This is a genomic window from Neobacillus drentensis (assembly GCF_036965425.1).
Lineage (GTDB): Bacteria > Bacillota > Bacilli > Bacillales > Cytobacillaceae > Neobacillus > Neobacillus drentensis_F.
Genome location: NZ_JBALPP010000082.1, coordinates 1 through 13739, shown reverse-complemented (window position 1 = coordinate 13739; position 13739 = coordinate 1). Strand labels below are relative to the sequence as shown.

The window sequence follows — 13739 nt, the reverse complement described above, 5'->3', positions numbered from 1 at the left end:
GTGTCGAATTGATTAATGCTGAAAATAAGTACAAAGGGGATGTTTCAATGAGTTTTGAAAATTATACATATGTTCGTCCGAATTTAGAAGAAGTAACAGCAAAATTTGATACTGTGCTGGAACGCTTCAAAAATGCTGTGTCTGTCGAAGATCAAATCAAGGAAATGAACAATATTAATCAATTAAGAAATGACCTGGGAACGATGTTCAATCTTTGTTATATCCGCCATTCGATTGATACGGATGACGAATACTATAAGGCAGAACAAGATTTTATGGATGAAATTCAGCCTGAGGTTGAAGGTTTGGTATCCAAGTATTATCAATCATTAGTGGATTCTAAATTCCGTACAGAGCTTGAAGAAAAACTTGGTAAACAGCTTTTTGCACTTGCTGAAGGCCAGCTTAAGACTTTCAAACCTGAAATTGTTTCACTGCTTCAGAAAGAAAATCGACTTTCAACTGAATATACGAAGCTGATCGCTTCTGCAAAAATTGTTTTTGATGGGGAAGAAAGAACACTTGCTCAGCTGGAGCCGTTTACTCAGGTTACGGATCGAGAGACGAGAAAACAGGCCAATGAAGCGAAATTTAATTTTTTAGCTGAACATGAAGCAGAATTAGACCGCATTTTTGATGATCTTGTAAAGGTAAGGACAGAAATTGCCCAATCACTTGGCTATAAGAACTTTGTTGAACTTGGTTATTATCGAATGATGAGAACCGATTATAACGCGGAGATGGTTGCAAATTTTCGTGATCAAGTGAAAGATTTTATTGTTCCAATCGCTACTAAATTGAAAAAACGACAGCAGGAGCGTCTTGGCCTTGAACAATTAAAATATTATGATGAAAATTTCATTTATCAAACAGGAAATGCAACTCCAAAGGGAAGCCCGGAATGGATTATCGAAACCGGGCAAAAAATGTATGAAGACCTTTCGATAGAAACAGGAGAATTTTTCAGTTTTATGCAGGAAAATAATTTAATGGACCTTGTTGCCAAGAAAGGGAAAGCAGGCGGGGGTTATTGCACGTATATAGAAAATTATAAGGCCCCGTTTATCTTTTCTAATTTCAATGGTACCTCCGGGGATATTGATGTTCTAACACATGAAGCAGGCCATGCTTTTCAGGTTTATTCAAGCCGTCATTTTGAAATACCTGAATATTATTGGCCAACCTATGAAGCTTGTGAAATTCATTCGATGAGTATGGAATTTTTCACCTGGCCGTGGATGGAGCTATTCTTTAAAGAAGATACCGATAAGTACAAGTTTTCTCATTTAAGTGACGCATTATTATTCCTGCCATATGGTGTTTCTGTGGATGAATTCCAGCATTGGGTATATGAAAATCCGACAGCTTCACCAGAGGAAAGGAAGCAGGCTTGGCGGGAAATTGAGAAAAAATATACACCGCATAAAGATTATGATGGAAATGATTATTTAGAAAAGGGCGGCTTCTGGCAGCGTCAGAGTCATATTTATAATTCACCTTTCTATTATATCGATTATACTTTAGCACAAATTTGTGCTTTCCAATTCTGGAAGCGGTCTAGAGAAAATCAAGAAGAAGCCTGGGATGATTATGTGAATCTTTGTAAGCTTGGCGGAAGCATGTCCTTTACAAAGCTTGTCAAGGCTGCTCATTTAATTTCTCCATTTGAAAACGGCTGCGTTGAATCTGTCGTTAGTGAGATTGAAAAATGGTTAAATTCTATTGAAGATAAAAAGCTGTAATTTTTCATGACAAAAGCGAAGCCGTGTTAGGGCTTCGCTTTTGTCATTGGCACTTTTAACTTTATCTGTTGATTTCCGCTTCAGGAGCTCGCTTTCCGCGGGCGTGCCGGGGAGCCTCCTCGGCGCTGAAAGCGCCTGTGGGGTCTCCCCAGCCCCGTACTCCCGCAGGAGTCGAGCACCTTCCGCTCCAATCAACAGAGTATAAAAAACAACAATATCGTTTAACACAGCCTTGTCATTAAGAACGTGCAACCACTGTTGACACAACCCGTAATTCCTCGCCTTCGATTACTGCCATTAACTTTTTCGCATCAGGCTGTTCAAGAATATAATCTGCAATTTTATCCTCGAGCTGTTCTTGAATGACCCGACGAAGTGGACGAGCGCCAAAAGTAGGGTGGTAGCCCAACTCAGCTAATTTTTCTTTAACTTCAGTGGTAATTGTTAATTCCATGTTTTGTTCTTTTAGTGTTTCTTGTAATTCATTAATCATTAGGTCAACGATAGTCAAAATGTGTTGTCTTCCCAATGAATTAAATTCAATGATCCCGTCAAAACGATTTAAGAATTCAGGCTTAAAGAAGCTTCCAAGTGAATCAAGAATACTTGCCTCTTCAATCGCTTCATTTGTACCAAAGCCGACATGAACCGTTTTGTGGCCGACCCCAGCATTACTAGTCATAATAATTACTGTGTCCTTAAAGCTTACAATTCTGCCCTGACTGTCGGTTAAACGGCCGTCCTCAAGAATTTGGAGAAACATATGCTGGACATCCGGATGCGCCTTTTCGATTTCATCCAATAAAATGATACTATACGGATTCCTGCGAACCTTTTCGGTGAGTTGTCCTGCTTCATCATGACCTACATATCCAGGTGGTGAACCAATTAATTTTGAGACACTGTGTTTTTCCATGTACTCACTCATGTCAAGACGGATCATCGAATCCTTCGTGCCGAATAATTCCTCGGCTAGTGTTTTGGTTAATTCTGTTTTACCTACTCCTGTTGGACCGACAAATAGGAAAGAGCCAATAGGGCGATGTTTTGACTTTAAGCCAGCGCGGCTGCGTCTAATTGCTTTTGCTACCTTTTGAACCGCTTTTTCTTGGCCTATGACTTTTTGATTCAAGTTTTCTTCTAATTTTTTCATCTTTAGGTGCTCATCTTCATGAAGTTTTCCAACAGGAATACCTGTTTTTTGTTCGATGATTTCCTGGATATTTGAAACAGTGACAACGGGTCTTTCTGTAGTTGCTGCTGAATTTGATGCCTTTTCTAGTTTTGCTTCTTCATCACGAAGCTTGGCTGCTGTTTCATAATCTTCATTTTTTAAAGCATTTTTTTTCTCAGCAACAATCTCTTTTAGACGTGCTTCAATTTGGTCGTTGCTTTTGTAATCAGAAGCAAGATTTAATTTTGAACCGGCTTCATCCATTAAGTCAATCGCTTTATCAGGTAAAAAGCGGTCTTGAATATAGCGCTGAGATAATTGGACACAAGCATGGATTGCTTCATTAGTATAGGTTACTTCATGGTAGTCTTCGTATTTCTTTTGGATTCCTTTTAGGATTTCAATAGCGGCTTCTTTATCAGGCTCAAGAACATGGACTGGCTGAAGGCGGCGCTCTAATGCGGAATCCTTTTCGATTTGACGATATTCTTTTAATGTTGTAGCACCGACCACTTGCAGCTCACCTCGGGCAAGGGCAGGCTTTAATATGTTACCGGCATCCATTGAACCTTCAGCAGAACCGGCGCCAACAAGCAGGTGAATTTCATCAATAAACAGGATAATATTTTTTCTTTCTTGTAATTCTGTAATTAACTGTTTCATTCGTTCCTCGAATTGACCACGAATACCTGTATTAGCTACAAGGGAAGCGACATCAAGTAAATAAACCTCTTTATTTTGTAACTTTCCTGGTACATTTCCCTCGGCAATCTTAAGGGCAAGACCTTCAGCTATGGCCGTTTTACCAACACCGGGCTCCCCGATTAATACAGGATTATTTTTATTTCTTCTGTTTAAAATTTCAATCACGCGTTTCACTTCGTCATTACGGCCGATTACTGGATCAATTAAACCGGCTTTAGCCATTTGCGTTAAATTTCTGCCAAATTGATCAATAAAACCGTCATGTTTCCTTGTACTTTGGGGCGCAAATTGACCATTTGAGTTTGCATTTTGTGAGAAGTTTTTCGCTGTAAACAAATCTTCAAACGGAAAACCAGGGAAAGCATTCATATTTGGCCCAAATGTTCCAATTGCTTTTTTCTCAGTCGCATAACACTCGTGACAGAGCTTCATATCCCTACGTTGTCCATTAATATTAAGAGATAATTGTACGTTTGCGTTGTTTTGATTGCATCGTTGACAAAGCATAAGTAATAACCTCCTTGTTATTAAGCTTTTATTAATTTGACTTTGACTATCTTTGACTTTATGAGCATAGTATACTCTGACCATTTTTGACTTTCAAGATGTTTGCTTATAGTAAATCTTAACAATTGAGGAAAAAGCTCGTCTTAGTTCGTCCCTCCATACATATATTGTTGATAAGGGGGGGATGGTGTGAAGCGGAATTGGGCAGCTGCCTTTCAAATTGCAGCAGTCTATGTGGGGACTGTTGTTGGTGCAGGTTTCGCCACAGGAAAAGAAATCGTAGAATTTTTTTCTCGATTTGGTTTCTTTGGCTTTATAAGTATATTAATGAGCGGGTATTTCTTTGTGGCAATTGGCTCTAAGATGATGCGAATGGCTGCTCAGATTGAGGCAAAATCCTACCAGGAGTTTAATGAATACCTATTTGGTAAATGGCCGAGCAGGATCATCAATGTTTTTATGCTATTGATGCTGCTTGGGGTAAGTGCAGTTATGCTCTCAGGGGCTGGGGCAGTATTTGAGGAGCAGCTGGGGATTCCTAAAACTGTTGGGGTATTTCTTACGATATTTCTCTCCTTTATTGTCATGTTAATTGGCACAAAGGGTCTTTTTGCTGTGAATACATTTGTTGTACCTCTAATGATTTCCTTCAGCTTAATATTAATGGTTTATTCATTACGAATGCCGCATTTTTTGGGACAATTTTTATTTATTCCCCATGCTGACGATGGCTGGAAGAGTGTCGTGGCACCATTTTCGTATGTGGCTTTGAATCTGGGGTTAGCACAGGCTGTGTTAGTGCCAGTAGCAACTGAGATAAAAGATGATTGGACGATTAAGTGGGGAGGAATTCTTGGTGGACTTGCGCTAACTCTTATATTAATAGCAAGCCATTTAACGTTGATTATGCTGCCAAACCTGGAATTGTATGACATTCCGATGGCGATTATTATGAAAAATTTAGCCCCGTTTTTTTATTGGATTTTTGTGGTCGTTATCTACGGAGAAATTTTTACTTCGGTCATTGGAAATGTCTTTGGTCTTGACCGTCAGCTGAAACAGTATATGAATATTTCCACAATTGGATCTGTAACGGGGATTTTTGCCATTTCCTACCTCATAAGTCTGGTAAATTATAGTACGCTGTTATCATATTTATATCCATTGTTTGGGTATATTTGTATGACTTTCTTTGTATTACTTTGGATGAAGCCATTTACTGCAAATGAAAGAAAATAGACAGCTATTCGACATTGAATAGCTGTCTTCCTATTGGAGGGGAAAAATAATGAATATCATTATATCAAAAATGATATGGGATACAATGACTAGTGGCATGCTTTTTTTCCAAAAATATAAGCAGCCCCACACAAATCCAGATACAAATGCGGCAAACACTAATAAAAAGGACCCTGAATAAATATGTACCGAGGCATACAATAAAGAGGCAGCTAATATACTGACAATCGCCCCTAAATGCTTCGATAACCTTTTTTGAACAAATCCACGCCAGAAAAATTCTTCGCCTGGTGCTGCAACGAAAACCAAGGCCAGATACTGCCAAAATAATGAAGGGGCAAACCATTTATAGAGTTTATTCAATCCTTTTTTAAAAGGAAGATGTAAGAAGTCAAGGGTGTGATAACCCAGCCAAAAAACAACATATAATAGAAGCCCGGATATGGCGCCAAAAAAGATATATTTAATAAAGGATGCTTTATCATCAACATCTCCTTGAAACATTGCATAAACAATTAAAATTAGTAAAGACCCAGAAAAGATATACCAAAATATGGCTTTATCGTGGAAAGAAAAGAGAATAAGTAAATGGGCGATTAATATCCCAATCACGAGGCGCATGTCCAGGAAGATGTTCTTAATCATAGTTAACTCCTTTGAACTTCAATAAATTTATTATCATTAAACATTTTATCCAATTCCGTTAATAAGAACATAAAAAATTGAAAAAAATAATTAGGAAAGGAGTGAGAGATATGAGTAAATCGCAAAGTCAGCAGGAGAGGGAATGGACTGTTAGAAAACAGGATCAAAATCCTCACGGAAAAGTAAAATCATTAAAGCAATTATCGAAAGAAACAGGGCAGAGTAAATAGTCCAAAAAAGAAAAGGCAGTGGGTAGACTGCCTTTTCTACTAAATTATCAAATTAAAAAGCGCTTTCTTTTACAACTTTATAATTTTTATGATTGACAACAGTACGTTGGTCTAATTCTAAATCACGGTAATTATCCATATATGTTAGGTCGACTATAACAGAATTTTCATTTACTTTTTCTACTATTCCTTGTAGGCCACCACGGAATTCAATAATATTCCCTACTTCTGCTTTCTTCATTTAGTCTCTCTCCTTTGCCTAAAAGCGTTATATGAAATCCATTTAAATAACAGTTTGCACTACTTTTATTAATTCGTAAAGCCCTTTATTTGACAATTTCGTTAATTCTTTGTAAGTATTTGATTATATGTAGGAAAATTTGAAAAAGGAATAGAAAACGCTCTCAATTTTGACTTAATCAATTCCAGATACGATAAAATAGATAGTGATAAAGGGTGGTGTATTTTGAAATGAGTGATGAAATGATTACTGAAATTTTAGATCGCTTGATGACAGGAGATTTATCAGAGTACTACGTCAAAAATGAAGATTTTATGGAATTTCGCGAAGTCCTAGTAAAACGGAAAGATTTTAAACATTTCCGCGGCATTGGCCAAAGAGGTGGCGATGTTTTATATCAATATTTAAAAGAACCAAGAAGTTAAGCAGAGATTCAAAAAAACAGAGATTTTTTAGGGGAGACAGGGATGGCTTTAACTGAAAAAATAGTTCAATTAAAAAATGAAATCAGCAAAGTGATTGTTGGAAAGGATATGGAGGTAGAATTAATGGCCATATCTTTATTATTTAATGGGCATATTTTGCTTGAAAGTGTGCCTGGGACTGGTAAAACATTGCTTGCTAAGAGTTTCGCTACTGCAATTGGCGGGGAATTTTCACGAATTCAATTTACACCGGATGTTTTACCGAGTGATGTAACTGGGATTCAATTTTTTAATCCGAAGGTGCAAGAGTTTGAATTGCGACCTGGCCCAATAAAGGCAAATATCGTCTTGGCCGATGAAATAAATCGGGCAACACCAAGAACCCAGTCCAGTTTATTAGAAGTAATGGAAGAGAGACAAGTAACAATCGATGGTGAAACGCTCCCATTACCGGAACCCTTCATGGTCATTGCTACACAAAATCCAGTCGAATCACAACAAGGAACCTTTGCATTGCCGGTGGCACAAATGGATCGGTTTTTTATCAAAATAAGAATTGGTTACCCTGTCTATGAAGATGAAAAAAGAATCATGCACATTCATCGGGGCGATAAGGAAATAAACGCTATTGAACAAGTTTTTTCTAATGAAGAAATAGGAGAATTAAAGGATTCCATCAAAAAAATCCATTTATCAAGTGAAATGGAGGATTATGTGCTTAAAATTATTCGAAAAACGAGAGAGAATAATAGTATTGAATTAGGCGTGAGCCCAAGAGGAACTTTAGCCTTAATGAGGGCATCACAGGGAAAAGCATTGTTGAACGGCCGTACATTTGTTACCCCTAAGGATGTGAAACAAGTCGCACCGTTTGTGTTAAGTCATCGGATTTACTTGTCCATTGAAGGGGCATTAACCAAAACACCTGTAACTATTATTGCGGAAATTCTTGATTCAACTCCTGTTCCAGTTGAAGCGGGGGCTAATGGATGATTTGGAACAAGTATTTAGTGGAAGAACGGAAGATTCAGGGGATAAACGGGGCAGCCATTTTATTAATCTTTGCAAGCCTTTATATGCAGTCAAAATTAGTTTTATATTTAGCAGTCTTTTTTTTAGCCGTCAGCATTGCAAATCAGCTTTATTTAAAAAGAGTTGGGGAAGGGGTTTCAATAGATAATATACCCGATAAAAAACGCCTTTTTGTTAATGGAAAGAGCGAATGGACTATAACCATTCAAAACGGCGGGTTTCCCATTTTAAAAGGGGAGTTAAAGGTTTTCTTCGATCACTTTGTTGCACCGGAGAGCAGCCAGATAGAATCCAATCTTTTTATGTATGAAATTTCTGTCCCTTTTTCCATTTACACGCAGAAGACAAAACAAATTTGGATCCCTTATACCGCGAAAATGAGAGGTATAGCAAAAATTCGCAAACTTGAAATACATATCCCCAGCCTTTTTGGTTTTGGGGAAACCGTCCTGGAATCCAAGCATTTTCTCAAACAGCTGGCCATTGTTTATCCGGAACCATTACCAGTAAAGGGCTTAACTGAGCAAATGTCAATTCTTCAAGGGACCAATGCTGTACCTCAATCACTTTATGAGGACCGCCTAGGACCGGTCGGAACAAGGGATTATGTGCCAACAGACAGCTTTAACAAGGTCCATTGGAAAGCCAGTGCTAAAAGCCAAACGTTACAAACTAAAATCTATGAAACCATCTCGGAAATAGGTTGGAATATAGCCTTAAATGTTTCCAATGGTCATTCCATTACAGGCAGCCTTGAAAAATTAATAAGTGGTTTAACGGAGTTTGCCTATTTTGCCCATAAAAGGAATATCCCCTATTCCTTATGCATTAACGTTCGAACCGCTGGAAACACCTCTTTCCTATATCTTGCAAAAGGAGCAGGTAAAGAGCATTTGCAAAAGGTATTAGAAACACTTTCTTCGATAAGTTTGCAAAATACTAGCATCCCATATGACCAAATGCTTTCGTTCTTTAAAAACCATTTACCGGAACAACCATTCTTTATCCATGCAGGAATTCGGAAGGATACAACGAATAAATTGTTATTTGATATGGGCAAAAGAGGGATCCGATTGTTTGAACTATTTATTGAGGATGAGCAAGGTGTTCTAAGAGGATTGGAAAATCGGAATGAGAGAAGGATTTCACTATGATCAATCGTGTAGTGGCTGTTTCTTATCATTTTATGTTGGAATTAATGCTTGGAATGCTTTTAGTATTTTTATACTTTATTAATAAACAAGAGTTACCTCCAATGTTCTTTTTGTTTCCAATCTGTTTAGGAGGCTTAATCCTTTTTATTATTCTTCTGCATCAATACCAAAATAAAGGGAAATGGCTTTATTTTTTAACGGTTTTTCCATTATTGTTATTCGCTGGCTATCAAACAGACCAGCCTATTTCTCTATGGATGTTTATTGGTGTGTTAATTTTTTGGCGCGGGCTTATCTTATATGATGATTTTTCTAGTCGTTCAGAAGTTCTTATGTTACTCCTGTCATTTTTTATCGGAATGGCTGCTATAATCTACTCAGCAATGGAACACTATATTTATCAAAATCAAATTATCATTTTACTTATTGTTAAGTTTTTTTTAGTGCTTGCTGCTAATTTTTTTAAGAAATGGAATGCTATTCATGGGGATAAAACGAGGTTTGCATTATACTATATCAAAATTCTCGCCGGGCTTTCTTTAGTAGGGCTTATATTTACTTTTTTACTAAAATATATCCAAAAAGCTTACTTTGGTATTTTTCATATATTCATTTTTGCGTTTAGCAAAATAGCAGAACCTTTGTTAAATATGTTCCAATATCTTTTTAGTTTATCAGAAAATAAAGAGTATAAACCAAATAGTAAAGGAACCAAAATCGAGCTTGATTCAGGTAAATATCATGATCAGACATTTGGCATGACTCAAAATATATTGTATCTCATTCTCATATTAGCTTTACTAGGGTTTATTATTTATTTCATTTATAAAAAAAAATTAAAATTACAAACTTTTTCAGGAAATTCCTTAAATATAGTAAAAGTTTCTGAAGGTGTGTTTTCGGGAAAGCTGACTTCTTTTCTACGCAAGAAGGTAAAACCGCCAGAGGATAGTATAAGAAAGGAAATATTTGAATTAGAGATATTTGCCCAAAAGCTTCAGTTAGGAAGGTTTCCTTTTGAAAACTTACAGGAATGGTTTAATAGAGTGGGCATAATAGAATTAAATGAAACAATTGAAATCTATGAGAAAGTCCGATATGGGGGGCTTTTATCTTCAATGGATGATCAAAACATGATAAAAAAAGATGTTTTCCTCATAAAACAGAAACTGAAAGAAATCCATAAAAATAGGCAGAAAGCATAATAAAGAGCCGGAGGCAATGGATCAGAATATATTACCTGATTCTGTTATAATATTTAGTGAATGCGCTTTCTAGGGGGAAATATAAATGGAAAAGTATATTTTATCTTTAGACCAAGGAACAACCAGCTCTCGAGCCATTCTTTTTAATAAAAGCGGGGAAATTGTCCATACTGCACAAAAGGAATTTACGCAGCATTTTCCGAATCCAGGCTGGGTTGAGCATAATGCAAATGAAATATGGGGGTCCATTTTATCAGTCATTGCCGTGGTGCTATCGGAATCGGGCATAAAAGCAGACCAAATTGCAGGGATTGGAATCACTAACCAAAGAGAAACAACTGTAGTTTGGGATAAAGAAACAGGTATTCCAGTGTACAATGCCATTGTTTGGCAGTCAAGACAAACTAGCGAAATTTGTGATGCCCTCAAAGATAAAGGCTATGATCCTTTATTTCGTGAAAAAACTGGATTACTGATTGATGCTTACTTTTCTGGAACAAAAGTGAAATGGATTTTGGATCATGTAGAAGGGGCGCGCGCGAAAGCCGATCAGGGGAAACTATTGTTTGGTACGATTGATACTTGGTTAATATGGAAGCTTTCTGGGGGACGTTCCCATATTACTGATTATTCAAATGCTTCCCGTACATTAATGTTTAATATTCATGAGCTTAAATGGGATGAAGAATTATTAGAAATCCTGGGAGTACCAAAATCAATGCTCCCTGACGTTCGTCCTTCGTCAGAAGTATATGCCAATACAATAGATTATCATTTCTTTGGCAAGGAAGTGCCTATTGCCGGTGCTGCTGGCGATCAGCAGGCGGCATTATTCGGTCAGGCATGTTTTGAAAAAGGGATGGCGAAAAATACTTATGGCACTGGGTGCTTTATGCTAATGAATACAGGTGAAAAAGCAGTCCGATCGGAACATGGCTTGCTTACAACGATTGCCTGGGGTTTTAATGGTAAGATTGAATACGCATTAGAGGGCAGCATCTTCGTAGCTGGTTCAGCAATTCAATGGCTTCGTGACGGCTTAAGAATGTTGAAGGACGCGAAGGACAGTGAAGGATATGCGGAAAAAGTTGAATCTACAGATGGTGTATATGTTGTTCCCGCCTTTGTCGGATTGGGTACACCATACTGGGATAGTGAGGTTCGCGGGGCTGTTTTTGGTTTAACACGCGGAACTTCAAAGGAACATTTTGTACGGGCAACGCTAGAATCACTAGCCTATCAAACAAAAGATGTTTTATCTGCCATGGAGGCCGATTCCCGTATTAACCTGAAAACACTACGAGTCGATGGCGGGGCAGTCAAAAATAATTTCTTAATGAATTTCCAAAGCGATATTTTAAATGTCCCGGTTGAAAGACCTATTATTAATGAAACAACTGCTTTGGGCGCCGCCTATTTAGCGGGGCTGGCCGTAGGATATTGGAAAAACCAAGAAGAAATTTCAAAGCAATGGGCGATAGAACAGCAATTTAATGCGACAATGACCGAAGAAACCCGCTCTAAGTTGTATGATGGCTGGAAAAAAGCAGTTAATGCGGCAATCGCTTTTAAATAAAACTCATAGAGACCACAAAAAACCTATCCTTAAAGATAATGGTTTTTGGAGTCTCTTTTTATTTCCCCTTAAAGCCTTGTTGCATATTTAATAATATGGCTCTTTTTTAGGGGGTATTTCAAATGAAATTTTCAAATTTATTTCGTAACGGAATTGTTAACAAGCTAAAAAACGACCAATATGACATATTAATTATCGGCGGGGGAATCACTGGTGCTGGTATTGCCTTTGATGCTGCAGTCCGCGGGATGAGTACAGCACTTGTTGAAATGCAGGATTTTGCGGCTGGGACTTCAAGTAGATCGACTAAATTAGTCCATGGCGGACTGCGTTATTTAAAACAGTTCGAAGTGAAAATGGTAGCCGAGGTTGGAAAAGAGAGGGCTATTCTTTTTGAGAATGGACCGCACGTAACAACACCGGAGTGGATGCTGCTTCCAATGCACACAGGAGGAACCTTTGGTAAATTTAGTACTTCAATTGGGTTATGGATATATGACTTTTTGGCCGGTGTAAAGAAATCCGAACGGCGCACAATGCTATCCAAAGAAGAGACGTTAGCAAAGGAACCTCTAGTGAAAAAAGATGGTTTATTAGGAGCGGGCTATTATGTGGAATACCGGACAGATGATGCCCGTTTATCGATTGAAGTCATGAAGGCGGCTGTCGAAAAAGGAGCAATCGCATTAAATTATACAAAAGCCAAAAAACTTATTTACGAAAATGGCAGAGTGGTTGGTATTCTTGCCGAAGATCAGTTAACGGGAGAAAACTTTGAGGTGCGTGCGAAAAAAATTGTTAATGCCGCAGGCCCGTGGGTTGATAGGATTCGTGAGTTGGATAAATCAAAAAAAGGAAAAACTCTGCAGCTATCAAAAGGGGTCCATTTAGTCATCGACCAATCCCGATTTCCTTTGAAGCAAGCCATATATTTTGATACTCCAGATGGACGTATGGTTTTTGCAATCCCACGGGACCAAAAAACTTATGTAGGAACAACAGATACCTTCTACAATGAAGATGCTGTCAATCCTACCATGACAGTTAGTGATAGAAATTATATTATTAGTGCAATCAATTATATGTTCCCCGATGTTCAAATTACGGAAAAAGACATTGAATCCAGCTGGGCAGGGATTCGGCCGCTTATTTACGAAGAAGGGAAAGACCCTTCAGAAATTTCCCGGAAGGATGAAATTTGGGAGTCCCATTCGGGTTTAATTACCATTGCGGGTGGCAAATTAACAGGATATCGAAAAATGGCAGAAACCATTGTTGATTTACTGGCAGAAAAATTTCGAATTGAAGAAAATCGAAGCTTTCCTTCCTCACAAACGAAATATTTACCGATTTCAGGTGGTAACGTAGGGGGTTCAAGGAAATTCACTGACTTTGTAACAAATCAGATTAACAAGGGAGAAGAAGCTGGATTAACCCATATGGAAGCAGAACAGTTAGCAAAAATGTACGGGTCAAACATAAATTCTATTTACGAACTTTTAAAAAAGAACAAGGAAGATTTACTGAAATATAAACTCCCAATAGATATATTTGCCAAATTGGTGTATGCAATTGAGGACGAGATGGCAGCAACACCAATTGATTTTTTTAATCGTAGAACCAGTGCAATTTTATTTAATATTAGATTAGTCGAAATGTGGAAAAACCAAGTAATCGACTATATGGCAGACAAATTTTCCTGGACAGAGGAACAAAAGATAAAATATCAAATCTCTTTAGATGATTCATTAAGAAATACCGTTATTCCTGTTGACGATCAAGAAGAATATCCACATGCAGTAAATGGAAATAAATCATGAAAGCTGTCTATTTAGACGGCTTTTTATGTCTATTTTATTAAATT

Annotated in this window: 12 protein-coding genes; 9 read left to right on the top strand and 3 right to left on the bottom strand. The window is 37.6% G+C overall.

Going from position 1 to position 13739, the window contains the following annotated elements; translation table 11 throughout:
* Positions 1-47 precede the first annotated feature (47 nt).
* Positions 48-1742 (top strand): M3 family oligoendopeptidase, encoded by a 1695-nt coding sequence (locus V7161_RS19385; protein ID WP_335714552.1) that lies wholly within the window; start codon positions 48-50, stop codon positions 1740-1742.
* 238 nt (positions 1743-1980) lie between these two features.
* Here the strand turns inward: V7161_RS19385 and V7161_RS19380 are convergent, their stop codons facing one another.
* Entirely contained in the window at positions 1981-4128 is a 2148-nt protein-coding gene (locus V7161_RS19380; protein ID WP_335714551.1) for an ATP-dependent Clp protease ATP-binding subunit, read from the bottom strand.
* Positions 4129-4317: 189 nt separating this feature from the next.
* Here V7161_RS19380 and V7161_RS19375 point away from each other — a divergent pair, with 189 nt between their 5' ends.
* Positions 4318-5367, top strand: coding sequence for a YkvI family membrane protein (locus V7161_RS19375; protein WP_335714550.1), 1050 nt, complete (start codon positions 4318-4320; stop codon positions 5365-5367).
* A gap of 30 nt (positions 5368-5397) precedes the next feature.
* On the opposite strand, the gene V7161_RS19370 is transcribed toward V7161_RS19375, so the two are convergent.
* Positions 5398-6012 (bottom strand): CPBP family intramembrane glutamic endopeptidase, encoded by a 615-nt coding sequence (locus tag V7161_RS19370; RefSeq protein WP_335714549.1) that lies wholly within the window; start codon positions 6010-6012, stop codon positions 5398-5400.
* A gap of 110 nt (positions 6013-6122) precedes the next feature.
* Here V7161_RS19370 and V7161_RS19365 point away from each other — a divergent pair, with 110 nt between their 5' ends.
* The gene (locus tag V7161_RS19365) at positions 6123-6242 is read left to right on the top strand and encodes a DUF6254 family protein (protein ID WP_223595145.1); all 120 of its coding nucleotides are present in this window, start codon (positions 6123-6125) and stop codon (positions 6240-6242) included.
* Positions 6243-6294: 52 nt separating this feature from the next.
* Here V7161_RS19365 and V7161_RS19360 read toward each other — a convergent pair whose 3' ends face one another.
* Positions 6295-6483 carry a YkvS family protein gene (locus V7161_RS19360; RefSeq protein WP_289982512.1) on the bottom strand — a complete coding sequence of 63 codons (189 nt, stop codon included), beginning with the start codon at positions 6481-6483 and terminating at the stop codon, positions 6295-6297.
* A 230-nt stretch (positions 6484-6713) separates the two neighbouring features.
* On the opposite strand from V7161_RS19360, the gene V7161_RS19355 reads away from it, so the two are divergent.
* The 6 genes from V7161_RS19355 to V7161_RS19330 all read left to right on the top strand — a co-directional run bounded on the left by V7161_RS19355 (position 6714) and on the right by V7161_RS19330 (position 13695).
* Complete coding sequence (locus V7161_RS19355; protein WP_335714548.1) at positions 6714-6908, top strand: hypothetical protein; 195 nt, start codon at positions 6714-6716, stop codon at positions 6906-6908.
* 42 nt (positions 6909-6950) lie between these two features.
* Positions 6951-7901, top strand: coding sequence for an AAA family ATPase (locus V7161_RS19350; protein ID WP_335714547.1), 951 nt, complete (start codon positions 6951-6953; stop codon positions 7899-7901).
* Complete coding sequence (locus V7161_RS19345; RefSeq protein WP_335714546.1) at positions 7898-9094, top strand: DUF58 domain-containing protein; 1197 nt, start codon at positions 7898-7900, stop codon at positions 9092-9094. Before V7161_RS19350 ends, V7161_RS19345 begins: the two co-directional genes overlap by 4 nt.
* Positions 9091-10299 carry a hypothetical protein gene (locus tag V7161_RS19340; protein WP_335714545.1) on the top strand — a complete coding sequence of 403 codons (1209 nt, stop codon included), beginning with the start codon at positions 9091-9093 and terminating at the stop codon, positions 10297-10299. The genes V7161_RS19345 and V7161_RS19340 overlap by 4 nt, the downstream gene beginning before the upstream one ends.
* A gap of 85 nt (positions 10300-10384) precedes the next feature.
* Positions 10385-11875, top strand: coding sequence for a glycerol kinase GlpK (glpK, locus tag V7161_RS19335; RefSeq protein ID WP_335714544.1), 1491 nt, complete (start codon positions 10385-10387; stop codon positions 11873-11875).
* A gap of 122 nt (positions 11876-11997) precedes the next feature.
* Positions 11998-13695, top strand: a complete 1698-nt coding sequence (locus V7161_RS19330; RefSeq protein WP_335714543.1) for a glycerol-3-phosphate dehydrogenase/oxidase — start codon at positions 11998-12000, stop codon at positions 13693-13695.
* Positions 13696-13739 lie beyond the last annotated feature (44 nt).